Genomic DNA, 23,766 nt, shown 5'->3' on the forward strand with positions numbered 1-23,766 from the left:
CCCCCCCCCCCCCCCCCGGGCCGGAGGGCGTGGGCCGTCAGCCGGCCGGCGTCTCCTTCGTAGGGACGACGGCGACGGGGGCGTTGGCGAAGTGGAGCGTCGAGTGGACGACGTGCCCTACGTACCGGCTGCCGGTTCTGCTGCTGCGCCCGAGAACCAGTAGCTGGGCGCCGGCGGCCAGGGAGACCAGCATCTCGGCGGCGAAGCCCACTTCGGTGTGCTCGGCAGCCTGCCGCGAAGGCCGTCGAGGCGGACGACGCCTGGCACCCGGGCCGGGGAAGCCGGCGTGCCGCGGAACACCCTTGACACCACGCTCCCCTGATCACATAGTTCTCACCGCTGAGCGCAACGGCGTTGCGCTCAGCGCACCGGGAACAGCGAGGAAAGGGACGAGGCCATGAACGAGGTGAACGGCGCGTCCGCCGGCGGCACCGCCCACGAGGCCGGCCAAGGCGGCGACGTGGACTTCCTGGCTCCGCCCCAGCCCGGCGTTCTGCAGGGAGCGGATCGCGCCCTGCTCGCCCTGCTGTCGTTCACCGAGCGGCGTCCCGAGTGGGGAGTGAGCGAGATGGCGCGCCGGCACGGCTGGGACAAGGCCGTCGCCCAGCGCATCCTCACCACGCTCGCCTCCCGCTCCTTCCTGACCTGCGACACCACCACCCGCCGCTACCGGCTCGGCCCCGCCGTCTCCCGGCTGGCGCGTGCCGGGGAACACAGCGGTGTGCTGCCGTCGCTGGTCCGGCCGATCCTCGCGGGGCTGCTGCGGGAGACCGGCGAGAGCGTCGTACTGAACGTTCCGCAGGGCGCCGGATACCGGTGCGCCGCGGTTGTCGACGGCACCGGGCCGGTCCGCTACACCGCGATCGTCGGTGCCGTGATGCCCGGCCACGCCGGCGCCTCCGGCCACGCCATCTTCGCCCACTACTCGGAAGCGGAGATCCGCCGCCTGTTCGGGGCCACCCCGCTCCAACGCTTCAACGACCACACCGTCACCGGCCTCGACACCCTCCTGGCCCGGTACGCGGACGTACGCTCCCGGGGGTACAGCGTCAGTCACGGCGAGTACGACGAGGCCGTCGCCGCCGTGGCCGCCCCCGTGTTCCAGGCCGGCAGCATCGCCGCCTCGCTCACCGTCATCGGGCCGGCGCACCGCGTCACCCGTGCCGTCGACCGCATCACCGAACTCGTTCTGGCCGGAGCCGAGGAGGCCACGGCCGCCTTCGGCTCCTGACCCGCCCGGCCCGGCGGCGCCGTCCGGCGGGCCACACATCCGTACGACGTGCGTCGTGCCCGAGTACGCGGATCACCGCAGCCTGCCCGAAAAGTCCCTCCCCGTCCCGGGGCAGGGCCCACCCACCAAGGGGTGTTCCGTGTCGCATCACACCTCGCGGTCGGCCACCGCGCCGCCGCCATCCGACTCCGGCTCCGCCGCCTCATCCTCCGGCGCCGGCCACCCCCGGGTGCGCGAACCCGTCGTGTTCGTCGTCCTCGCCGTGCTGTCCGTCGTCGGCGCCGTCATCGGCGCGGACCTCGTCGCCAAGCTGGGGATCTCCGCCAACACCTCGGTCGTCGGCGCGCTGATCGCCATGCTCATCGGCCGCATCCCGCTCGCAGGACTGCGCTCGATGCGTTCCGTGCATCGGCAGAACCTCGCCCAGAGCGCCATCTCCGCCGCCACCTTCGCCTCCGCCAACGCGCTGCTCACCTCGATCGCGGTGCCGTACGTCTTCGGACGGAAGGACCTGGTGTGGCCGATGCTGGCCGGTTCCTTCGTGGGCCTGCTCATCGACACCTGGGTGCTCTACCGCTCCTTCGGTTCCCGGCTGCTGCCCGCCGACGCGGCCTGGCCGCCCGGGCAGGCGGCCGCCGAGACGATCAAGGCCGGTGACAAGGGCGGGAAGCGGGCCCTGGTGCTCGGCGCGGGCACGCTCGTCGGACTGGGCGGCACCCTGTTCAGCCTGCCGCTGTCCGCCGCCGGTGTCGCCTTCCTCGGAAACGTCTGGGCGCTGCTCATGTTCGGCGTGGGGCTCGGTCTGCGCGAATTCGGCCCCGATCTGTTCCACACCGACCTCGGCGCCGGGTACGTGCCGCACGGTGTGATGGTCGGCGCGGGCGTCGTCGCCCTCGGCCAGGCGGTCGTGCTGCTGGTCCGCCGCCGCTCGGAGCAGCAGCCCGCTGCCGCGGCGACCCTCGCGGGGCACGACGAGACGACCTCGTACACCGTTGACGAGAAGGCGCTGCGGCGCTCGCTCGTACGTGGTTACGCCCTGTTCGTCGCCGGAGCCGTGCTGCTCGCCGTCCTCGGTGGGCTGATCGGTGACATGAGTCCGCTGGGGCTGCTCGGCTGGGTGCTGTTCGCCGCGTTCGCCGCGCTCGTGCACGAACTGATCGTCGGGCTCGCCGCGATGCAGTCCGGCTGGTTCCCGTCGTTCGCCGTCACCCTGATCTTCCTGGTCCTGGGGCTGCTCATCGGCATCCCGTCGGTGCCGCTCGCGCTCCTGGTCGGTTACGTGTCGGCCACCGGCCCCGCGTTCGCCGACATGGGCTACGACCTGAAGGCCGGGTGGCTGCTGCGCCGCGAGCACCGGCCCTGGGACCCGTACGAGCGGGAGGGGCGCCGCGAACAGTTCCGCGCCGCCCTCATCGGCTTCGCCGCGGCCCTCGTCGTGGTGGCCGTCCTGTGGCAGTCGTACTTCAAGCAGGGGCTGATCCCGCCCGTCGCCAAGGTCTACGCCGACACCGTCAAGAACGGCCTGGGCGAGCCGGGTGTGCTGCGCACCCTGCTGCTGTGGGCCATCCCCGGCGCCGCCATCCAGCTGATCGGCGGGACCAGGCGGCAGATGGGGGTCATGCTCGCGACCGGCCTGCTGATCCTCACCCCGAACGCCTGCTGGCTGGTCCTCGCCGCGCTCGCCGTGCGCGTCGGATACCGCAAGTGGCGCGGCCCCGCCGCCGACGAGGAACTGAACCTGGTCGGCGCCGGCCTCATCGCGGGCAGCTCCCTGGGTGACTCCGCCCAGATCATCAAGGCGAGCTAGCCCCCCTCTACCACCTTCGTTCATACGCACCACCGCAAGGAGAAGATCCATGGAGATGTTCAGCCGGCTCGAGCCCCGCCCCGAGTACCTGAGCTACGAACTCGCCCTCGCCGCTCGCAAGCTCGTCGAGCAGGTCATGCTGGTCAAGCCCGGCGAGCACGTCGTCCTCACCGGCGACACCAGCAGCGACCGCCGTGTCGTGGACGCCACCGCCCAGGCCGTCGCGGCTGCCGGGGCGCACCCCGTCGTCGTCTGGTACGAGACGATGCCCAGCTCCTCCATGGAGCCGCCGCGCCCCGTCGCCGGCGCCATAGCCGACGCCGACGTGTGGATCGAGTTCGCCGTCTCGTACGTGATGCACTCCGACGCGTTCCGCCGCGCGATGGCGAACGGCTGCCGCTACACCAACCTCACCGCGATGGACGTGCACATGCTCGTCGCGACGGTCGGCCGCCCCGACTTCGAGGGCGTCATCAAGCTCGGCAAGGCGCTGGTCCGACTCCTGGAGCAGGCGGACGAAGTGCGCATCACCTCCGCCAACGGCACCGACATCACCGGCCGCAACGGCGACCGTCCCATCAATCTGCGGGGCAAGCCCGCCGAGAATCCCGGCGAGACCGTCATGCTCTCGGGCCAGATCTCCTGGAACCCGCTGGAGGAGACCCAGGACGGCGTGCTCGTGTTCGACGGTGCCCTGTGGCCGCCGGACCAGCTCGGTCTGCTGCGCACCCCGGTCCGCTGCACCGTCGAGAAGGGCGTCGTCACGAAGATCGACGGCGAGGGACAGGACGCGGAGATCTTCCGCCGCTGGATGGAGTCCTGGGACGACCCGAACATGTTCCGCGTCGCCCACTGGTCCCTGGGGTTCAACCCGGGCGTGCCCGCGCCGACCGGCCGCATCGTGGAGGACGAGCGCGTCTTCGGCTGCGTGGAGCTCGGCATCGGCACCAAGGGTGCCTGGATCGGCGGCGAGCCGTGGGTGTCCGCCGCCCACACGGACGGCTCGATCCTCGGCCCGTCCCTGTTCCTCGACGGCGAGTGCATCGAGAAGGACGGCGTGTACATACACCCCGAGCTGGTCGAGATCTGCCGCGAGCTGGGCGTCGCCGGCTACTGACCGACGGCCGCGCACCCGCCCCCCGTTCACCCCGCCCCAGGAGCCGGACTTGACCGACGACCAGATCACGTACCGCCACAGCGGCCTCGTCTGCACCGATCACACCCTCGACGTACCGCTCGACCACGCCCGGCCCGACGGGCCCGGCATCTCCGTCTTCGCACGGGAGGTCGTGGCCGAGGGCATGGAGGGCCGTGAGCTGCCGCGGCTGCTCTGGCTCCAGGGCGGGCCGGGCGGGCGCGCGGAACGTCCCCACGCGGCGGGCGCCTGGCTGCGCCGCGCCCTGAAGGAGTTCCGCGTCGTCCTCCTCGACCAGCGCGGCACCGGCCGTTCCACCCCGGCGGACCGCACCACACTGGCCGGCCGGGCCGATGCCGCGCGGTACCTCACCTACTTCCGGGCCGACTCGATCGTCCGTGACGCGGAGCTGCTGCGCCGCCGGATGCAGGGCGACCGGCCCTGGACGGTCCTGGGCCAGAGCTTCGGCGGCTTCGCGACGCTCACCTATCTCGGCCTCGCCCCCGAGGGCCTCGACCGGGCCCTGATCACCGGTGGTCTGCCCACACTCACCGGTCATGCCGACGACGTGTACCGCGCGGCGTACCGGCGTACGCTCGCCGCCAATGCCCGGTACTTCGCGCGCTACCCGCTCGACCGCGCCCTGGCCGAGCGGGTGGCGGCCCACCTGGCGGACCACGATGTCCGGATGCCCTCGGGCGAGCGCCTGTCGGTACGGCGGTTCCAGACGCTGGGGATCACGTTCGGCACGGCGTCGGCCTTCGACTCCCTGCACTACCTGCTGGAGTGCGCCTTCGTCCCCGGGCGGGGCGGGCCGGTCCTCTCCGACACGTTCCTGCGGGGCGTCGACTCCGTCGTCTCCCTCGCGCCGCGTCCGCTGTACGCGGTCCTGCACGAGGCGATCTACGCGCAGGGCGGCCGTCCCACGGCATGGTCCGCCGACCGGGTCCGGGCGGAGTTCCCCGAGTTCGACGCCTCCGCCGGCGGGCCGCTGCATTTCACGGGCGAGATGATGTACCCCTGGATGTTCGAGGAGGACCCGGCCCTCGTCCCCCTGAAGGCGGCCGCGGACGCGCTCGCCCACCGCACGGACTGGCCCGCCCTCTACGACCTCGACCGTCTCGCGGCCAACACGGTGCCCGTCGCCGCGGCGGTGTACCGCCAGGACATGTACGTCGACCACGACCATGCCCTGACCACGGCGTCCCGGGTGCGCGGCCTGCGCACCTGGGTGTCCGAAACCCATCTGCACGACGGTGTGAAGGCCGACCCGGGGGTCCTCGACCGCCTGCTGTCCCTGTCCTGAAGAGACCGCACGCGAAACGAGCCCCCGACTGCGAAGTCGGGGGCTCGTTCACGGCCAGGGGATGCGAGGCGGCACCTCACCGCCTGCGGGCCAAGCCACTTCCTATCCCGGCCACGTGGAGAGCCAGTGCGGTGAGCCCCAGCAGCATCACGTTGGTCGAGGAGAAGACATCGTTGGTGCTGATATCCGCCGCGTTGATCAGGAACGACACGAAGAACAACACCGCGGCGACTATGCCGAGCATGGCAGGCCCCTTCCGTAGAAGCGAAATTCTTTGTGAACCGTTGTCTCAGACCCGGGCAGCAAGGAATTCACCACCGGTACCAGCGGCCCCGCTTACCGTTCGCCGTCGGCCGGATAACGAATCCGAGCAGCCAGACCACCAGCACGATGACGGCGATCCACCACAGCGCCTTGAGTGCGAATCCGGCACCGAAAAGAAGCAGGGCGAGCAGAAGAACAAGAATGACAGGAACCATTTTTATCAACCTCCGAGACGTCCTGTGCCCCGAAGGCGCGGCTTCACTCACATGACCTTACGTAAATCTTATGGGGCGCTTTGGAACGCCCATTCGGCGCCTCCGCCGGGACCGTCCGGGATGGCCCTGCCGTTAGGGGCGATGGCCTCGACTCGTCGCGCCTTCGGCGTGATGGCACACCTACCCGCCCGCCTGGCGGAAGAGCGACCGAAGGGTTCGGGCCGGAGAAGAAGACGGGTCGAAGAATTGCGTGGCCAGAGCAGGGGGCACCACCGTTCCCCGCATACGGACCTCGTGGCACGTGTAGCAGAATGCCGCCTCGAACAGGGCCAGGCCGAGGTCTTCGCCGTAGGCTCGGACACTCCAGCCGGGCGAGAAGCCGCATCGGTGCTGTTCGCTGCCCGGCAGGGCCGCCATCAGCGAGAGGGCCGCGGCGACATCACTTCCGGCCCAGTGGGCGACCACCACACCGGGGTACGGGTGGTCACGCCCGGCAGGCAGGCCGGAGAGCCGTACGACCTCGATCAGCGCGGTGCCGTCAACGGCCTCGGTGGGGATCAGCATGCGCGTAGCCCTTCCTGGTGGATGATCCCCCGCGCCGCGCGGACGAGGGCCGCGTTGCCGGCGGCGGGCCGGCCATCGGGAAGGGCCAGTACGTCTTCCATGCCGATACGGGCGTCCAGGCGGCGGGCGGCCGCGAGTCGCAGGACGGGCCAGGCGGAGGCGCCTTCACCGTGCAGCAGAATCGGGACGGCTGCCGATGAGAGTTCCGCCAGCAGCCTCTCCGCCGCGTGGAGCGCGCCTTGCGAGCCGGTCCCGGCGACCTCGGCCAGAACGCGCAGGACCCGGACGGGGCCGGGCCGGCCGAGGAACCGCTCCGCCGCGGGCGTCCCGGAGTAGATGCCCGCTTCGACGCCGATCCCCCGCTCCAGCAGGGCGGCGGCGACCTCGTCGGCACCGTCTTCGTGCCAGTTCACGGACGCGTGGTCGGGAAGCACGCTCCAGGACCGCACGTGCGCGGCGCGGACGTGCGGATCCGGCACCGCCCATGCGCCGGTGGTGACCCCGACCGGAACGCCAGGCACCGCTGCCCGCACCGCGCTCACCGCGGCGGCGACAGCGTCCGCTTCCAGCGTGTCCCGTGCGTCGCGGTCCTTGGGGTGCAGATGGATGTCCTCGGCACCGGCGGCCACGGCCTCACGGGCCGCCGCCGCCAACTCGGCCGCCGTGACCGGAAGACGGGGACACTCGGCACGGCTTCGAACTCCGTTGAGGCAGACCTGCAGCATGCCGCCATCGTCGCAGACGGGCCCGGAAGGTGACGGGGCCGCGACGAGCCGGCTGTTCCTGGTGGCGCCGCAGCCACCGTTCGGATGGCCGTGCGCGGGAACGCGTGACCGCCGGCGGGGCGGCGTGCGGCATGATGCCCGTGTGGATCTCGAACCGTACGTACCGGGGTGAGTTGACGGCGTACTGCTACCGGATGCTGGGTTCGTTCCATGAGGCCGAGGACCTGGTGCAGGAGACATTGCTGCGGGCGTGGAAGGCCCGGGACCGGTACGATCCGGCGCGCGCCTCGGTGCGGACCTGGTTGTACCGGATCGCGACCAACACGTGCCTGACCGCTCTGGAGGGGCGCGGGCGGCGTCCGCTGCCGTCCGGGCTGGGGGCCCCGAGCGACGATCCGGAAGCTCCGCTCGTACCGGCGTTCGACGTTCCCTGGCTGGAGCCGTTCCCCGACGCGCGATTCGACGTGGAGGTGCGGGCCGATCTGCGGCTGGCCTGGGTGGCGGCGGTGCAGGTGCTTCCGGCCCGGCAGCGGGCGGTGCTGGTGCTGCGCGAGGTGCTGGCGTTCACCGCCGCCGAGGTCGCCGGGCAGTTGGGGACGACGGTCGCGGCGGTCAACAGCGCGCTGCAGCGCGCCCGTTCCGCCATCGCCGAGGTGGGCGACAGCAGTGCCGTCGCCGAGCCGGACGACCCCCGGACACGGGCGGTGATCCAGCGGTATGTGCGGGCGTTCGAGGCGGCTGATGTGCCCGCGCTGGTGCGGCTGCTGGCCGACGACGCGGTGCTGGAGATGCCGCCGGTGCCTCTGTGGTACTCCGGCAGCGGGGACTACGGCCGTTTCCTGGAGCGGGTGTTCGCGATGCGCGGCACCGGCTGGGCCATGCGGGAGATCACCGCCAACGGGCAGCCCGCGCTCGCCGCGTACGCCCCGGAGCGAGGCGGTGGGCACCGTCTGCACACCTTGCAGGTCGTCACCGTCCTCGACGGCCGGGTCGCGCACAACGTCGTCTTCGCCGATCCGCGCGTCTTCGACGCCTTCCGGCTGCCGCGCGAGATTTCCGCGAACGATGTGCGCGGGGAGCGATGAGTCGGGGTGGTGCCGCCGGTAGATACCGGTGAGCACCGAACCGAGAGGAGTCATCGTGAGCGTCGTCGTCATCGAGTTCATCACGCTGGACGGGATCGTGTCCGACCCGGACGGGTCCCAGGCCACCCCGCAGGGCGGCTGGGCGTTCAGGCACGGCCCGGAGGCGGTCGCCGGGGACAAGTTCCGGCTCGGCCGGACCATGGACGACGGAGTGCTGCTGCTCGGGCGCACCACGTGGGAGCTGTTCTCGCGGATCTGGCCGGGCCGCGACGACCCGTTCGCCGCGCGGATGAACGCCGTGCCCAAGCTGGTCGTCTCCCGCTCCCTGGCCCCCGGCGACATGTCGGCGTGGATGAACTCGCGAATCCTCGACGGCGATCCGGCCGATGCCGTCAAGCGTGAGCGGCGGGATGTGGTCGTCGCCGGAAGCCTGGGCGTCGTGCACCGGTTGATGGCCGCCGACCTGGTGGACGAGTACCGGCTGCTGACCTTTCCCACCGTCCTCGGCACCGGGCAGAGGCTGTTCCCCGCCGACGGCCCCCGCACCGACCTGGAATGCCTGGCCGCCGAGCGGGTCGGCGCGGCCGTCCTCACCCGCTACCGCAGGGCCGCCCGCTGACCGCCCCCTCCCCGGCCCCGGCTGCCTCCGTCTCCCTGCCACCCGCGCGGGGAGACCGCCGGGCCGTGCCGTTCCCGTACCGTTGACCGGGCAGCCACTGATCCCGGAGACATCATGCGCAACCCTCCGCCCTCCCGGCGCCCGGAGTACGTCCCGGACGGATTGTTCGAGCTCGACGACCTGCCGGGCGGGCCGGAGGGCTCCAGGGCGCCCGGGGCGCCCTTCCGTGACTCGGAGGAGGCGCGACGCATGCTGGCCGTACGGGAGATCCATGCCGAGGCCGGGGCCGCGGCGTCGTGGCGGGGGAAACGGATCCTCGCCCGCTTCCCGGACGCCGAGGTCGTGCCCGTCGATTCGCACTGGCGCATCCCGGGCCTGCACGGCAACCAGGGGAATGCCGAACGCTGGGTGCGGATCAAGAGCACCGTGCTGGTGCTGGGGGAAAGGAAGACGTTCAGCGTGCGGCCCAACGGCCGCTCCGCCGACTGGATCGCCCCGGGCGGCGCCAACGGGTGCGCGATGGCCTGTGCCTACTGCTACGTCCCGCGGCGCAAGGGCTACGCCAATCCGATCACGGTCTTCACGAACATCGACGGCATCGTCTCCCGGCTGGCCCGCCACGTCGCCGCCCAGGGGGTCAAGGGGCAGCCGAACCAGTGCGACCCCGACGCCTGGGTCTACGACATCGGCGAGAACAACGACTGCTCCGTGGACGCGCTGATCAGCGATAACACCGCCGATCTCGTTGGTGCCTTCGCCCGCTGGCCCACGGCGAAGGCATCCTTCGCGACCAAGTTCGTCAACCCGGACCTCCTGCTGCTCGACCCGCGTGGCCGCACGCGCGTCAGGTTCTCCGTGATGCCTCCGGACGACTCACGGCTGCTGGACATCCGGACCAGCCCGGTCGAGGACCGCATCGCCGCGGCGGCGGACTTCGTCGAGGCCGGCTACGAGGTCCACTTCAACCTGTCGCCCGTCGTCATCAGGGACGGCTGGGAGGAGGCATGGGCCCAGTTGCTGCGGCGGATGGACGATGTCCTGCCCGCCACGGTGAAGCGTCAGGCGGCGGCCGAGGTGATCATGCTGACGCACAACCGTCAGCTGCACGAGGTCAACATGGCCTGGCATCCCCGGGCGGAGGACATCATCTGGCGCCCCGGCCTCCAGCAGACGAAGCGGTCCGAGAACGGCAACCTGAACGTGCGCTACCAAGACGCCACCAAGGCCGCCGCCGTGGAGGCCATCCGCCGTCTGGTGCACACGCACGCCCCTTGGCTGTCGATCCGCTATGCGTTCTGAGTTCCGGGCCACCGAGGCACGGCAGGCGGCGTGACCCGCCCTTTCCCGGCCGCGCGGCGCCCGGCCGCGTACCCGCCGAGGCCGGCCGCGGTCAGTACGAGGCCCAGGATCGCGAACACCGCCGGGCCGGTGGGTACGGTCGCGCCCGGCACCACTCGTCCTCGTACGCCCGAAGCCGCGAAGCCGCCTTCGTGCGCATCGAGGTGGTAGCGGGAGTCGTTGGAGTTCGCGCGATGGTCGCCCAGCACGAAGAGCCGGCCCGCCGGGACCCGGACGTCGTACGGGTCGGCGTGCGGATCACCCTGCTTGTCCGCCACATACGGCTCGTCGAGCATCCTCCCGTTCACCGTGACCCGGCCTCCGTCGCCGGTGACCTGGTCGCCGCCGATGCCGATGACGCGCCGCAGCACCGGCTCGGTCATGTACCGCTCGGGCGGATCGATGAGGACGACGTCTCCCCTGTGTACGCCGTCCGAGCCGATCCGTTCGACCAGCACGTGGGCCCCGGGCGGGAACCCCGGTCGCATGGACTCGCCCCCGACCGTCACCGTGTCGTACCGCCCGATGCCGTGAGCGACCGAGCCGGCCAGCAGCACGAGCCCCACCGGCGTCAGCACCCGGGCCGCGGCCCGCCATCCCCGACCCGTTCCTCGCCGCCCCATGGGCTCCCCACCCGTTGTCCTGATCCTCCGCACACTCCACTCAGCGTGCCCGGCGCGCGAACCGTCACCGCCCGCGTACCGAGGGGATCGATCCGGTCGACCGGGGGGGCAGCCGGAGACGGGGGCGTCGTACGGGATCATCAGGGCCATGACTTCTCCGAGCCCGTCCGAGGCGAACGCCACCGAAGGCGCCCTGATCAAGCTGTGGTACCGGTTCGTGCCGCGCGAGGGCTGGCTCCCCTACGACACCGAAGGGCTCTGGGCCACCCGGCTGGGTGGAGATACGGCCAGGGTGGCGAACGCCCCCTTCCTGCAGGACGGGGTGGCCGAGGGCGAGGTCGTGCGGTTCGTGACGGACGCCGACGGGCTGCACTGGGCGAAGGAACGGGTGGAGGCGTCGGGCAACTGCACGGTCCGGGTCCTGCCCGTTCCCTCCGGTCCCCTGGGGAGAAGTGCTCAGGCCGTCCACGAGCGGCTGTCACCGTTCGGTCTGGCCGGTGAGGTGTTCAGCGAGGATCTCCCGTTGGTCTCCTTCACCGTGCCGGCCGGGGCAGACCTCGGTGGCATCAAGGCGTTGCTCGCCCGGGGCCGGGACGACGGGTGGTGGCACTTCGAAGTCCCCTGCGCCACCGACGCGTGGCGCGACGCGTAGGCCGGGTGCTCCGTCAAGTACGGGGCACCCGGCCCGCGCGGACGGGAACGGGTGGTCAGTTGGTCCAGAGAACCGGGCTGTCGCTGTACGCGTCGCCCTCCTCGAACGACGCGGCCGCGATGGGGCCGGTCTTCGTGGCGCTGAGCGAGCACGTCTCGTACGAGGCGCCCTTCGTGGTGAAGTCGCGGGGGGCCGTCTCGCTGTCGCACTTGCCCGGGAGGTCCCCGATCAGGATGACGCCCGTGGGGGCGCCGCCCGCCAGCTTGCCGCGCAGCCTCAGCGACGAGTAGGAGAGGTCCGTGCCGCCGGCGTTCTCCACCTTCATCCGGATGTAGTAGGGCGTCATGCCCTTCGCCTTGTCACCGAAGGGGGCCATGTCGGCCTCGGCGCCCTTCTCGATCGCCGTGACCGTCACGGCGACCGTACCCTTCTTGGAAGTCCCGTACTTGAACGGCAGGACCGCCCGGTCACCGACCTTGAACTTCGTGCCCGGTGCGGCGACCTCACCACTGGGCGCGGTGGAAGCGTCGTCGCTCGGCTCCGCGGAGGGGCTGTCGCTGCTCGGGGCGGGCGAGGCCGGGGCGGAGGCCGAAGGCGATTCCTGCCCCGTTGCCTCGTCCTCGCCGTCGTTGCAGGCCGTGAGGCCGAGGCCCAGGGTGGTGAGGGCAACTGCGAAGACGATGCGTCCCTTGCGTATCATTTTGACCTAACTCGCGGTAAGGGCTGCGCTGTACGACAGCCGGGGTGTTCAACAACAGGACCGTGCATCCGGGTGTGCCGGGTGTCACGGCGACGGCAGTGCGTCAATGAGGCGCGCCGCGATGCCCCACTCACACTGGGCGAGGAATGACACAGACTCGTCGCAGGGACGGCACAGCCACGCGACGGCTGTTCCCCGTCACTGTCTGTGCACCAGGCGGTATCGCTGCCGCCCTGCGGTTCCCTGCGACGACGCCGCCCGCCCTCCCGGAGGCGGCTTGTACGCTGCACCCATTCGACGGGCATCAGTTCGGGCGCGGGCACGGGGCGGGCGTCCAGGGGCGGGAACGCGGGGTCTTCCATGAGCGGCACACATCCGGTACGAAGCCGCGGACCGGGCTTCTCGGCCGGTGCGCGCATCATCGCGGTCCTCCTCCTCACCGCGATCGGAGCCGTCGGCGCCTGGCTCCAGCGCGACGCCCACCACCGGAACGCGGAGCCGCGTACGGAGTTCACCGCGACCAACCCGCCCACCGGGCTGCCCGCCGCGCTCACCACCGGCCAGCACCTCCGGTGGTCCCGCTGCACCGCGCCGCCCACCGCGCGCGAGGACTACGACTGCGCCGTCATGAAGGCCCCCCTCGACTACCGGAAGCCCGACGGCCGGACGATCGACGTCGCGCTGATACGACGCAAGGCCACCGGGCCGAACAGCCGGCGCATCGGTTCCCTCGTCCTCAACTTCGGCGGGCCCGGCGTGTCCGGCGTGAGCGGGCTCCCCGCGCGCATCCGCCAGTACGGACCGCTGCTCGACCGCTACGACCTCGTCTCCTTCGACCCGCGCGGCGTGGGCGCGACCCTCCCTCTGCGCTGCGGGAAGACCGCGGACGACACCGCGCACAAGGGGTCCGCCGCCTGTGCCGAGCACTCCAAGGCGATCCTTCCGTACATCAGCACGTCGCACACCGCGCGCGACCTCGACCTGATGCGGTACCTCCTCGGCGACAAGCGGCTGCACTACTTCGGCGTCTCGTACGGCACGGCGCTCGGCGCGGCCTACGCCCACCTGTATCCGTCGCACGTCGGGAGGCTCGTCCTGGAAGCGTCGGTCGATCCGACCGAGGACCTCGACGAGGAGCAGGTGTCGCAGGCCAAGGCGGTCCAGGCGGCGTTCGACCGGTTCGCCGTGCACTGCGCGGCCCATGTCCGCGACTGCCCGACCGGCGACGGACCCGAGGAGGCCGCCCGCCGCATGGCGCGTCTCGCCGGCCGCCTGGAGAAGAAGCCCGCCCCGGCCGGAGGCGGCAGGACCCTCGACGCCGACGACTTCGCGTACGCCGTCGGCGACCATCTCGCCCGCGGCACGGACGGCTGGCAGCCACTGGCCGAGGCGCTCACCGCGCTCACCGACCACAACGACGGCCGCCCGCTGGCCAAGGGCTCGGACCGGAGCGGGTCCGCGGACGGCACGGCGGACCCGCTCGACGACGGCCGCTTCGCCCTGACCGCGATCACCTGTGCGGACTCCAGCCTGCGCCCTGACCTGGACCGCCTCGACAGGGACTCGGGGCGCGTCGAGGCCGCGTCGCCCGTGTTCGGCCCGGCCTGGTCCTCGGGCGTCTACCTCTGCTACGACTGGCCGTTCGACGGCGAGCGGGTCACCCCGCGGGTGAACGCCGACGGCGCGGATCCCATTCTGGTGGTCGGCGGAACCGGTGACCCGGTCACCCCCTACGCCGGGGCACGCCGTATGGCCCGCGCTCTGGGCGAGGGCGTGGGCGTGCTCCTGACGGCCGAGGAGGAGGGCCACGGGACGTACCCGCAGAACCGCTGCGTCGTGGAGGCGGTCGACCGATACCTCCGCACGGGGCGCGCTCCGGCCCCGGGGACGGTGTGCCGGGGCAGCATGTCCTAGTAGGGCTTTGTCAGGTGGTGGTGCTGCGCGCCTGCTGCATCGCGGTGAGGCGGGACACGTACAGGGCGGTCGTCACGACCGCGGGGAGCACGAGGATGCGGAGGGCCAGGCCCACCCACGCGCCGTCCGCCATGTCGTACGTGTACCAGTCGTCGTAGCCGTCATACCCGTAGGCCACCCCGTTGTCGTGCTGGGTGAAGTCTCCGTACTCGGCCCACGCGAACCCCGCCCAGTACAGGTACAGGGGCGACGTCACCAAGGTGAAGACCGCGCATCCCCACCAGACATGGAGCCGGGTGGCCGGGGCCATGGCGCCGCCCAGGGACGTCGGACTGGAGGCGTGCCAGACGTCGTTGGCGATCTGCTTGGGCAGGTAGAGGTTGCCCAGCGGGATGAACCACGAGAGGACGGCCAGCCGGGGCGTGTAACGCAGCCGGCCTGGTGCGAACTCCTCGGCGGTGGCACGCGTTCTCGCGCACCAGATCAGCCAGGCGATGATGAAGCCGACCGCCGTCCCGGACTGGATGTAGCCCCAGGGGTAGGCCATTTCCTCGTCCAGTGAGTAGACGGACGAGATCCTGTCGCCGAGGAGGTTCAGCTGGGTGACCGTGGCGCCCAGCGACGCCAGCCCGAACAGGGCGAGGGTCACGTACACGGCCATCGTGGAGGGGGCCGGACCGTTGCGCCCGTTGCGTTCCTCGGCCAGCGTGCGCGGTGACGTCCCGTGCCGGTTCTCCGGTTCCGCCCGCGCGGTGACGGGGGCGGTGGCCGGGACGGCGGGGCGCTGGGCGGGAACCGTCAGGACCTCGTCCTCGGGCGGCTGCGCCGGGGCCAGGCCGTTCTCCCCCGTCAGACCGGTTCCGGGGTCCTCGTGCTCCAGCAGTTGGGCCGCGTCTTGCCCGAGCCTGGCCAGGACCGGGGCGGGAAGCCAGGGGCCGAGATGCCGGAACTGCGTCTCCTCGCGCGCCCGGAGCGTGGCGAGCGACGGTCTCGCCCCCGGGTCCTTGGCAAGGCAGTCGCCGATCAGCGGAATCAGGGCCTCCGGAACGCCGGTGAGGTCGGGTTCCTCGTGCACCACCCGGTACATGAGGGCGTGCGGGCGCCCTTCCGGCGTATCGAAGGGCAGACGTCCGCCGGCGGCGAAGGCGAGGACCGAGCCCAGCGAGAAGATGTCGCAGGCGGTGGTGAGACGTTCCCCGCGCACCTGCTCGGGCGCCATGAAGCCCGGGGAGCCGACGACCACACCGGTGGAGGTCAGCCCGCCGTGGGTCGGTCCGTCCAGGGCACGGACGATGCCGAAGTCGATCACTCTGGGGCCGTCGATGGTGACCATGACGTTGGAGGGTTTCAGGTCACGGTGGACGAGCCCGGCCGCGTGGATGTCGGTCAGTGCGTCGCAGAGGCCGGATGCCAGCCCGCGAACCGAGCGCTCCGGCAGCGGCCCGTGGCGGGACACCACCTCGGCGAGGGTCGGGCCGGGGACGTACGCGGTGGCGACCCAGGGCCGTTCGGCGTGCGGGTCGGCGTCGAGCACGGCCGCCGTCCAGTCGCCGCCCACGCGCTGGGCGATGGCGACTTCCTCGGCGAACCTGAGCCGGAAGTCCGGCAGCGCCGCGAGTTCGAGCCGGATCGACTTGACCGCCACCATGCGGCCGCGCGGGGACCGGGCGAGGTAGACCACGCCCATCCCGCCCTCGCCGAGCCGGCCGAGCAGCCGGTAGTCCGCCACGCGTACTGGGTCGTCCGACCGCAGGGCCCGCACAGGCACGTCCTCCTTCAGCACCATGCGCCCCGGGGCGCACAAACGACTGGCCAGAGTAGAGGAGTCGGCGCACCGGCGGTGCCCGTTTCAGCGAACGCACGCTGTTCCCGCGACGGGCGCATGGGCCCCCGACCGCTACTCGTACCGGTACTTCAGCGCATCCGCGTCCGGCTGCCCGATGGCGGCGATCGTGAGCACGTTGAGTCCGGCGGTCTGCTCGCCCAGCGTCGTTTCCTTCGGGCGTTCGTACGCCCCGCACAGGGCCTCGTGATCGCGTACGGCGTCGGCTCGGAGCGCGTCGAACGCGCCACCGGCTAGGAGTGTCGTCATAGGGACCCTACGGACGTGGCCCGGACGGCCGCGCAAGGGCCGCAATCCCCCGCAGGGGTGAGCCGACCTGATCGAACGAGTTTCAGCGACGACACTCCAGAGGCCCCATGGCCTGAGCCCTCCATGAGAACTTGCGTTCACAGAATGCCCTCCGATCCGGCCGTTACGGGACCGGATCCACCGCGTTTTTAGAGCATCAGTGCCACTTCGACGCCCAGACGGAGGAACGCCATGCACCCCGCCCCTTCCCCCTCGCAGCAGCCTCCTGAAATCGAACAGCGGCACCCGGTGAACGCGAGCGACCATGAGTGAGCCCACCGGAGTACCGGCCGGAAGCGTCCCGGGACCGCGCACCGTCCCCTTAGCGCCCGCGACCGGAGTGGCCCCCGGGACGCAGATGCGTTACGTCGATCTCACCGGCAGCCGCGAGGCGGCCGGCCGGTCGATCCGCATGCGCGACATGGCACGCCGACTGCCGCAGCTGGTGCGCCGCTCACTGGCCCTGGCGTGGCGGGTCGACCGGCGGGCGACCGTGGGCCTCCTGCTGTGCCAGCTGGTGACCGGGGTGATGCAGGCCCTGGGTCTGGTCGCCATCGCGGGCACCCTGACGGCCCTGCTGCGCGAGGGGGACGTCTACCACCGTCTCCTCGACGCATGGCCGTCCGTCGCCCTGCTCGCCGGCGCCGCCGGGGTGCGCGCGCTCCTGGGCATCACCGTCAACTGGCTCTCCGCGCGCCTGGGTCCGCTGATGTCCCGCGAGGCCGAGCAGATGCTGCTCACCGGATGCGCCGAGGTCGAGCTGTGCGCGTACGACGACCCCGACTTCAACCGCGACCGCGAGGCCGCCGACCGCGGCGCCCAGGTCACCGGCGACCTGATCAACGAGGGGCAGGACCTGATCGCCTCGGCGGCCGCCTTCCTCGCCGGGGCCGTCGTGCTCGCCGGTGTGCACTGGGTGCTGCTCCCGCTCCTCGTCGCGGCCAGCCTGCCGCAGGCCGTGGCCCAGGTCAGCGCCGCGCGCGTCCGTTACCTGGCCAACCTCCGCAGCAACGGCGACAACCGGATGCTGTCCGTGCTGCGCTGGCACATCTACACCAAGGACGCCGCCGACCAGATCCGCGCCGGGACCATGGCCGGCTTCCTGTCCGGCCGGTACCGGGACACCGTCGCGCGCATCAACCGCGAGGACCGCGCCGCCGCCGACCAGGGCGCGCGGATGTCCTTGGTCGGCGCGGTGTGCGGTGGCCTGGGGTCGGCGGTGGTGTGGGCGGCGGTCGTGGGGCTGCTCGCGACCGGCCGGATCAGCGTCGGCCGGGCCGGCACGGCCGTCTTCGCCCTGCAGACCGTCGGCATGTCGGTCCGCGGCCTGGTGGCCGTCGGCGCACGGGCCGTACGGACGGGGCTGTACATGGACGACTGGACCGGCTTCCTCGACAAGGCGGGCGGCTTCCGCCTGCGCCGGGGCACGCACCATTCCGCGCCGCCGGAGACGATCGAGCTCAAGTCGGTCACGCACCGCTACGCGGGCAAGGAGCACAACGCCCTGTCCGAGGTGTCCCTCACTCTGCGCCGCGGGGAGGTCACCGCGCTGGTGGGCTTCAACGGCTCCGGCAAGTCGACGCTGTCGAAGCTGGTCAGCGGACTCTACCTGCCCACCGGCGGGCAGGTGCTGTGGGACGGCGTCCCCACCACCGAGGCCGACCCGCAGGCCCTGTGGCGGCAAGTCGCCCTCGTGCCGCAGGACTACGCGCACTGGCCCCTGACCGTGCGCGAGAACGTCACCCAGGGGCAGCCCACCGCGCGCGGCGACGCGGCGGTCCGTGAGGCGTGCGAGGCGGCCGACGCCGACGAGGTGATCGACAAGCTGGGCGCGGGCCTGGACACCCTCCTGGCCCGTGAGTGGCTCAACGGCGAGGAGCTCAGCGGCGGTCAGTGGCAGCGCATCGCCCTGGCGAGGGCGTTCTTCCGCCCGGCCGGCCTGCTGGTCCTCGACGAGCCGACGGCCAACCTGGACCCACGTGCCGAGTTCCGCATCTTCCAGCGGCTGCGGTCCCTGGCCCGGGACCGGGCGGTACTGCTGGTGACCCATCGCATCGCGAACGTGGCCGTCGCCGACCGCGTCGTCGTTCTCGACGCGGGCCGCGTCGTCCAGGAGGGCACATACGCCGAGCTCGCCGAACGGGACGGACTCTTCCGGCAGTTGCTGTCCTATCAGATCACGTCCGAGCCGGACGACGACAAGCACGAGGCCCCCGCGTGAGCCGCCCCGCCGTCCCGTACCCTGCCGCCGTCCCGAGAGGGAATGACATGCCGCTCAACCGCTCCGACATCCGCACCACCACCGAGGCGTATCTGGCACGCCACCCGCACGAGCGGGACTCCCTCGCCGGGCTGCTGTCCCTCCTCGACGGCGTCGAGGACCCGGCCGACCGTGCGACGCTCCCCGCCCACATCACGTGCAGCGCTGTCGTCATCGACCGCCGGTCCCGGGTGCTGCACATCCGGCACCGGGCCTCCGGCGGGCTCCTGCTCACCCCCGGCGGCCACACCGAGTCCGACGACCGCAGCCTGCTCGTCGCCGCGTTGCGCGAGCTCCAGGAGGAGACGGGAATCCCTCCGGACGCCGTGTGCCTGACCCGGCAGTGGCTCGGCTCCCCCGTCGACATCGACGTGCACGACATCGACGCGCGCCCCTCGAAGGGCGAACAGGCCCACCGGCACTACGACTTCCGCTACGTGTTCCACCTGGCCGACGAGGAGCCGCCGGAGGTCACGCTTCAGGACGAGGAGGTGTCCGGCGCGCAGTGGCTTCCCCTGGCGGAGGTCAGGTCCGCGACCCTGCGTACGAAGCTTCTTCAGGCGCAACCGGACGGGCGGCCCGAACCCCTGAACGCCTCGGCGGTCATCCATGACGGCCACGGCCGGTACCTGCTGCACCTCCGGGACGCCAACAAGCCGTGGATCTGGGAGCCGGGGTGCTGGTCGCTGCTCGGCGGTGGCCGGGACCCGCAGGACCGTACGCTGCTCGACACGGTCCGCCGGGAGTTGCGCGAGGAGGCCGGTCTGACGGTCGCCGGCCTGGTGCCGTACGCGGTCGAGCACGTCACCGGCACGGACGGGACCCGGGTGCCGGTCCAGGTGTTCGCCGGCCGCTGGAACGGTGACCCGGCCCGTCTGCCGCTCACCGAGGGTGTGATGGTCACCTGGGTGCGGCCGGAGAAGTTCCCTTACATGACGATGCTGCCGTCGACCCGGGCACTTCTGGAGCGCCACGCCGCCGAGCACGACGCGCCCGCAGACCCGCCACCGGGGACGGTCCTGAACGTCGTCGGCGTCCACCTCTACCTGGAGCGGGACGGCCAGGTCCTGCTGGGGCTGCGACACCCCGATTCGGCGTACGCGGGCGGCTCCTGGCACGCACTCGCCGGCCACTGCGAGGCGGAGTCCGCGACGGCCTGCCTGGTCAGGGAGGCGTATGAGGAAGCGGGGCTGGTGATCGACCCTGCGGATGCCGAACTCGTCCACACCGTGCACATGGTGGACCGGCCGGGCGACAGTCCCAGGATCGGCCTGTTCTTCCGCGCACGGCACTGGGAGGGTACGCCCGAGCCGAAGGAGCCGGACAAGTGCGTCGCCTGGCAGTGGTGGGACGCCAAGGACCTGCCCGAGCCGCTGGTCCCCTACACCCGCGCCGCCATCGAGGGCATCCGGGCCGGCCGCGTCTACACGGAGCTGGGGTGGGCACGTTGACCCGGGCCGACGCGCCGGTGGACGCGCACCTGCTGGCCGTACGCGACGGGGTCCGGGGCCCGGAGGTGCTGCTCTCCCGGCGGACCGGTGGCGGGTACGCGAGCGGCCTGTGGCACGCGCCCTCGGGCCATGTGGAGTGCGAGACCGTGGTCGACGCCGTCGTACGCGAGACCTTGGAGGAGACCGGTCTCGTGGTGGATCCGGCACACGTGCGCGCGGCAGTCACCGTGCACCACCGGCCACCGGTCGGCCGGGCGAGAGTGGGGGTCTTCTTCGAGGTACGCCGTTGGCACGGCACGCCGCGCGTCATGGAGCCGGACAAGTGCGATGCCATGGGGTGGTTCGCGCTGGACGAGCTGCCGGAGCCGATGGTCGCGTACTGCCGGGCGGGACTGGACGCCTACCGGGCGGGAGCACACCTGGGCGTGCACTTCCAGGAGCCCGACGATCCCATCGCGTACGACCCGTCCGCGGACCGGATGCTGCTGATTCCCGGCGCCGCCCCGGAGGGTGCGGTGCGCGCCTTCGCCGAACGGGCGGTGGGGCGGATCACCCGTTGGGCCGACGTCTCCTGGACGAGGGAGGAGAGCCGGGTCTGGCGGGCGTACGGCGCCGAGGGCGGCACCTGGTACGTCAAGATCCACCGGAATGAGCGCTTTCACCGGCGCGAGGTCACGGCGTTACGGGGCTGGGTCACGGGCCTCGGTGAAGCCGCGCCCCGGCTGGTGGCCGCCGACGAGTCCCTGCGGACCGTCGTGCTCACGGCGGTGGGAGGCCGGCCCCTGCACGGTGCCGTGCGGGCGCCCGAGCGGGAGCGCGAGGTCTTCCACCGCATCGGTCGGCTCGCGGCCGCCATCCACAACAGCGCCGCGCCGCGCCGAGCGGGTGGCGGGGTTCCGCCCGTGGGGAAGCTGGAACGGCACCTGGAAGGTGCCCGGCCCCATCTGGTCGACGGCGACGAGGAGTTCGTGCGTACCACGGTCGAAGGCGCCGCTGCCCTGCCCACCGTCCCCACGCACGGCGACTTCCACCTGCGCAACATGCGCTGGGACGAGGACACCGGCACGCTGTACCTGATCGACTTCGAGCGCTCCGAGGACGGGCCTGCCATCAGGGACTTCGTGCGACTGTCCGACAGTTGGCACGGCCGCCCCGACCTCCTGGCAGCCGTGCTGAACGGCTATGGGCGCCCTTTCACCCAGGAGGAGGAGTCCCAACTCGCGGTCCTCGCCGTCCTGGACGCCGTTTCCGGCATCTCCTACGGCGCCTCGCACGGCGACCCCGAACTGGTGGAACGCGGCCGGCGCACCCTGGCCCGGCTCCGCTCCGACCACGGCACCGACCCATCAGGAGCCACACGTTGACGTACATCAGGCGCGACCAGTGGGTGGAGCACTTCCGTGAGGGCCGGGGGTTCCGGGAGGTGGGGAAGCGCGAGCGGGAACTGTTCGCCGAATACACCGGCGGCGGACAGGCGCTCGATGTGGGCTGTGGCACCGGCGAGTTGGCCGCGTATCTCGCATCGCTCGGCCACACCGTGGACGCCGTCGACTTCGCCGACACCGCTGTCGCCCGTGCGCGGGAGGAGCACGCCGACGTCCAGGGTGTGCGGTGGCTGTGCCTGGACATCGAGCGCGACGACCCCGCACCGCTGCACGCGGAAGGGTACGACCTGGTCGTGATGCGCATGGTGTACCCCTTCCTCAAGGACAGGAGCCGCGTCCTGCGCACGCTGGGCGGGCGGCTCCGGCACGGCGGCGCTCTCGTCGTCATCACCCCGGTGGCGCGGACCACGCCCGATGAGCGGCGCGGCATCTCCCTGGACGAGGACGAGATCGCGCTCCTCGCCGCCGACTGGGAGGCCATGGAGCGGCAGGACGCGGAGGGGATGGCCTTCCTCGTCCTGCGCGGCTTCCGCCCGCCCGGCACCCGGGCCGTCGAGAAGGGCCGTCCCACGGCCCACGCCCTGACCGGCGCGCACGTGCCGGCTGAGCCGCCTGGAGCGATGTCATCGAACTGGTGCGGTCCGCGCTCGCGTTCGCCGAGGCCGGTACCGCGGACCCGATGGCGCAGCGCGTCGCGTCTTCGGACGGCGAGGGCCTGATGACATCACGGTCATCAAGCTCATCGGCATCGGCCACCAGGACCTCGCCGCGGCCGCAACGCCCTCGCCCTGCTGGAGGGCGCCAGCGCGTGACCTGCGGCGGACTGTCGTCATTCCCTGCCCTCCATGCGGGAGAGCCAGGTCGTGAGCAGCGATTCGAGCGCCTCTGCCTCGGCAGGGGGCAGCAGATCCAGCAGACGGCGTTCATTGTGCATGTGGTCGGTGAACGCCTGGTCGATCAGTTCGCGTCCGGGGTCGGTGAGGGCCACGATCCGGCCGCGCTGGTCGTCATCCGACCGGCGGCGGGAGACGAGACCGGCCCGTTCCAGGCGGTCGATCCGTTTCGTCATGGCGCCGGTGGTGACCATGGTGTGTGCGGCGAGGTCGCTGGGTACTCGCTCGTACGGCTCGCCGGCGCGCCGCAGGGCGCACAGGACGTCGAATTCCCCTTCGCTGAGGCCGTAGCGGGCGTAGACGCGACAGAGCTCCTTGGTGAGAGCGTCGGCCAGGCGATGCAAACGACCGATCACCCCCTGCGGGGAGACGTCGATGTCGGGCCGCTGCCGACGCCAGTCGGCCTGAATGCGGGCTACATGGTCCTGGGGCTCCCGGTCGTCCATGAACCCATACTATCTTCCCGGGAAGCTATATTAGCTTCCATGGAAGCTAATATACGATGGGTGGCGCTGGCCGGGATCGCGCCGGTGGCCTGGGGAACCAACTACTTCGTCACCCACGCGTTTCTCCCCACCGGCTACCCCCTGTACGGAGCCGCCTGGCGTGCACTGCCTGCCGGCCTCGTCCTGCTGGCCCTGTGCCGACGGCGCCCTCGCGGCGCCTGGTGGTGGCGATCCGCCGTGCTCGGCCTGCTCAACGTGAGCATGTTCTTCACTCTCGTCTACGTCGCCTCCCAGGCCCTGCCGACGAGCCTGGCCTCGACCGTCATGGCGGTATCCCCGCTGGCGATGATGCTCATCGCCTGGCCCTTGGTGTCCGAACGCCCCCGGGCCGCTCACCTGGGCGGAGCCGGGATCGGCCTCGCCGGGGTGTGCCTGATGCTGCTCACCGGCATGGAGGGATCGAACGTGCGGGGCATCCTCGCGTCGACCGCGGCCATGCTTGTCTCGTCCTTCGGTCACATCCTGACCAAGCGCTGGAGTACCGACTCCGGTGCGCTCGACTCGACCGCCTGGCAGCTCACCGCCGGCGGCCTGCTGCTGCTCCCCGTGGCTGCAGTGGCGGAAGGGCCTCCGCCTGCGCTCTCCCCGTCCACGCTCATCGCGTTCGCCTATGCCGCATTGGTCGCCACCGCCCTGGCCTTCACCGTCTGGTTCGCCGGACTACGACACCTGCCCACAGGAACGGTGGGCCTGCTCGGGCTGCTCAATCCGGTCACGGGCGTGCTGCTGGGCATGACGATCGCCGATGAAACGCTGACCGTTCAGCAGTGGGGAGGGCTGGCCCTGGTCCTGGTCGGCGTTCTTCTCGGCCGGCCCGCCGGCTCGGCTGGTCGCCGCATCAGGCGGGCGCCCGGCAGCTCTGCCGTGGGCGATCGGTCCGCGCGAACGCCGTCCGTCCCGGGTTCCTCTTGAGCCCGCCGGTACCTCGCAGTTCGTGTCCGCCTCCGTCAGTGGGCAGCCAG

General features: G+C 71.7%; 24 protein-coding genes. 14 read left to right on the forward strand and 10 right to left on the reverse strand.

From position 1 onward, the window contains the following. Positions 1-37: 37 nt before the first annotated feature. Positions 38-211 carry a hypothetical protein gene (locus ACN6LM_RS06530; protein WP_445064298.1) on the reverse strand — a complete coding sequence of 58 codons (174 nt, stop codon included), beginning with the start codon at positions 209-211 and terminating at the stop codon, positions 38-40. Between the two features lie 186 nt (positions 212-397). Here ACN6LM_RS06530 and ACN6LM_RS06535 point away from each other — a divergent pair, with 186 nt between their 5' ends. From ACN6LM_RS06535 to ACN6LM_RS06550, 4 genes are all read left to right on the forward strand, one after another. After that, positions 398-1,231 (forward strand): IclR family transcriptional regulator, encoded by an 834-nt coding sequence (locus tag ACN6LM_RS06535; RefSeq protein WP_445064299.1) that lies wholly within the window; start codon positions 398-400, stop codon positions 1,229-1,231. Between the two features lie 139 nt (positions 1,232-1,370). Then, complete coding sequence (locus tag ACN6LM_RS06540) at positions 1,371-3,038, forward strand: OPT/YSL family transporter (RefSeq protein ID WP_445064300.1); 1,668 nt, start codon at positions 1,371-1,373, stop codon at positions 3,036-3,038. 49 nt (positions 3,039-3,087) lie between these two features. Next, on the forward strand, positions 3,088-4,155 hold the full coding sequence (locus ACN6LM_RS06545; RefSeq protein WP_445064301.1) for a hypothetical protein: 1,068 nt from the start codon (positions 3,088-3,090) through the stop codon (positions 4,153-4,155). A gap of 49 nt (positions 4,156-4,204) precedes the next feature. Beyond that, positions 4,205-5,479: an alpha/beta fold hydrolase gene (locus ACN6LM_RS06550; protein WP_445064302.1), complete on the forward strand. Its 1,275-nt coding sequence runs from the start codon at positions 4,205-4,207 to the stop codon at positions 5,477-5,479. A 76-nt stretch (positions 5,480-5,555) separates the two neighbouring features. Here ACN6LM_RS06550 and ACN6LM_RS06555 read toward each other — a convergent pair whose 3' ends face one another. The 4 genes from ACN6LM_RS06555 to ACN6LM_RS06570 form a co-directional block, all read right to left on the reverse strand. After that, positions 5,556-5,723 (reverse strand): hypothetical protein, encoded by a 168-nt coding sequence (locus ACN6LM_RS06555; RefSeq protein WP_445064303.1) that lies wholly within the window; start codon positions 5,721-5,723, stop codon positions 5,556-5,558. Positions 5,724-5,790: 67 nt separating this feature from the next. Next, positions 5,791-5,958: a hydrophobic protein gene (locus ACN6LM_RS06560; RefSeq protein ID WP_073969255.1), complete on the reverse strand. Its 168-nt coding sequence runs from the start codon at positions 5,956-5,958 to the stop codon at positions 5,791-5,793. 180 nt (positions 5,959-6,138) lie between these two features. Then, positions 6,139-6,522, reverse strand: coding sequence for a hypothetical protein (locus ACN6LM_RS06565; protein WP_445064304.1), 384 nt, complete (start codon positions 6,520-6,522; stop codon positions 6,139-6,141). Beyond that, positions 6,516-7,247, reverse strand: a complete 732-nt coding sequence (locus tag ACN6LM_RS06570) for a 3-keto-5-aminohexanoate cleavage protein (protein ID WP_445064305.1) — start codon at positions 7,245-7,247, stop codon at positions 6,516-6,518. Before ACN6LM_RS06570 ends, ACN6LM_RS06565 begins: the two co-directional genes overlap by 7 nt. A 140-nt stretch (positions 7,248-7,387) precedes the next feature. Between ACN6LM_RS06570 and ACN6LM_RS06575 the strand changes: the two genes are divergently transcribed. The 3 genes from ACN6LM_RS06575 (at position 7,388) to ACN6LM_RS06585 (ending at position 10,250) form a co-directional block, all read left to right on the forward strand. Further along, positions 7,388-8,332 carry a sigma-70 family RNA polymerase sigma factor gene (locus tag ACN6LM_RS06575; RefSeq protein WP_445064306.1) on the forward strand — a complete coding sequence of 315 codons (945 nt, stop codon included), beginning with the start codon at positions 7,388-7,390 and terminating at the stop codon, positions 8,330-8,332. 55 nt (positions 8,333-8,387) lie between these two features. After that, positions 8,388-8,951 carry a dihydrofolate reductase family protein gene (locus tag ACN6LM_RS06580; RefSeq protein ID WP_445064307.1) on the forward strand — a complete coding sequence of 188 codons (564 nt, stop codon included), beginning with the start codon at positions 8,388-8,390 and terminating at the stop codon, positions 8,949-8,951. 114 nt (positions 8,952-9,065) lie between these two features. After that, positions 9,066-10,250, forward strand: coding sequence for a spore photoproduct lyase family protein (locus ACN6LM_RS06585; RefSeq protein WP_445064308.1), 1,185 nt, complete (start codon positions 9,066-9,068; stop codon positions 10,248-10,250). Here ACN6LM_RS06585 and lepB read toward each other — a convergent pair. Further along, positions 10,238-10,855, reverse strand: coding sequence for a signal peptidase I (gene lepB, locus ACN6LM_RS06590; protein WP_445064309.1), 618 nt, complete (start codon positions 10,853-10,855; stop codon positions 10,238-10,240). The genes ACN6LM_RS06585 and lepB overlap by 13 nt on opposite strands. Before the next feature lie 205 nt (positions 10,856-11,060). On the opposite strand from lepB, the gene ACN6LM_RS06595 reads away from it, so the two are divergent. Next, entirely contained in the window at positions 11,061-11,564 is a 504-nt protein-coding gene (locus ACN6LM_RS06595) for a DUF4265 domain-containing protein (protein ID WP_445064310.1), read from the forward strand. A 55-nt stretch (positions 11,565-11,619) separates the two neighbouring features. Here ACN6LM_RS06595 and ACN6LM_RS06600 read toward each other — a convergent pair whose 3' ends face one another. Further along, complete coding sequence (locus ACN6LM_RS06600; protein ID WP_445064311.1) at positions 11,620-12,264, reverse strand: hypothetical protein; 645 nt, start codon at positions 12,262-12,264, stop codon at positions 11,620-11,622. A gap of 360 nt (positions 12,265-12,624) precedes the next feature. On the opposite strand from ACN6LM_RS06600, the gene ACN6LM_RS06605 reads away from it, so the two are divergent. Continuing rightward, positions 12,625-14,178 carry an alpha/beta hydrolase gene (locus ACN6LM_RS06605; RefSeq protein WP_445064312.1) on the forward strand — a complete coding sequence of 518 codons (1,554 nt, stop codon included), beginning with the start codon at positions 12,625-12,627 and terminating at the stop codon, positions 14,176-14,178. A 10-nt stretch (positions 14,179-14,188) separates the two neighbouring features. Here the strand turns inward: ACN6LM_RS06605 and ACN6LM_RS06610 are convergent, their stop codons facing one another. After that, positions 14,189-15,946, reverse strand: coding sequence for a protein kinase domain-containing protein (locus ACN6LM_RS06610; RefSeq protein WP_445064313.1), 1,758 nt, complete (start codon positions 15,944-15,946; stop codon positions 14,189-14,191). Between the two features lie 129 nt (positions 15,947-16,075). Beyond that, positions 16,076-16,270 (reverse strand): hypothetical protein, encoded by a 195-nt coding sequence (locus ACN6LM_RS06615; RefSeq protein ID WP_445064314.1) that lies wholly within the window; start codon positions 16,268-16,270, stop codon positions 16,076-16,078. Positions 16,271-16,667: 397 nt separating this feature from the next. On the opposite strand from ACN6LM_RS06615, the gene ACN6LM_RS06620 reads away from it, so the two are divergent. From ACN6LM_RS06620 to ACN6LM_RS06635, 4 genes are read left to right on the forward strand one after another with little or no spacing between them, the layout of a single operon-like run. Continuing rightward, complete coding sequence (locus ACN6LM_RS06620; protein WP_445064315.1) at positions 16,668-18,530, forward strand: ABC transporter ATP-binding protein; 1,863 nt, start codon at positions 16,668-16,670, stop codon at positions 18,528-18,530. Between the two features lie 47 nt (positions 18,531-18,577). After that, positions 18,578-20,020, forward strand: coding sequence for an NUDIX domain-containing protein (locus ACN6LM_RS06625; RefSeq protein WP_445064316.1), 1,443 nt, complete (start codon positions 18,578-18,580; stop codon positions 20,018-20,020). Continuing rightward, a complete protein-coding gene (locus ACN6LM_RS06630) occupies positions 20,008-21,384 on the forward strand; it encodes a phosphotransferase (protein WP_445064317.1) in 1,377 nt (458 codons plus the stop codon). The genes ACN6LM_RS06625 and ACN6LM_RS06630 overlap by 13 nt, the downstream gene beginning before the upstream one ends. Next, positions 21,381-22,124: a class I SAM-dependent methyltransferase gene (locus ACN6LM_RS06635; protein WP_445064318.1), complete on the forward strand. Its 744-nt coding sequence runs from the start codon at positions 21,381-21,383 to the stop codon at positions 22,122-22,124. The genes ACN6LM_RS06630 and ACN6LM_RS06635 overlap by 4 nt, the downstream gene beginning before the upstream one ends. A gap of 110 nt (positions 22,125-22,234) precedes the next feature. Here the strand turns inward: ACN6LM_RS06635 and ACN6LM_RS06640 are convergent, their stop codons facing one another. Further along, a complete protein-coding gene (locus ACN6LM_RS06640) occupies positions 22,235-22,744 on the reverse strand; it encodes a MarR family winged helix-turn-helix transcriptional regulator (RefSeq protein WP_445064319.1) in 510 nt (169 codons plus the stop codon). Positions 22,745-22,783: 39 nt separating this feature from the next. On the opposite strand from ACN6LM_RS06640, the gene ACN6LM_RS06645 reads away from it, so the two are divergent. Continuing rightward, positions 22,784-23,716 (forward strand): EamA family transporter, encoded by a 933-nt coding sequence (locus ACN6LM_RS06645; RefSeq protein ID WP_445064320.1) that lies wholly within the window; start codon positions 22,784-22,786, stop codon positions 23,714-23,716. Positions 23,717-23,766 lie beyond the last annotated feature (50 nt).

The organism is Streptomyces sp. SAS_281, assembly GCF_052542855.1.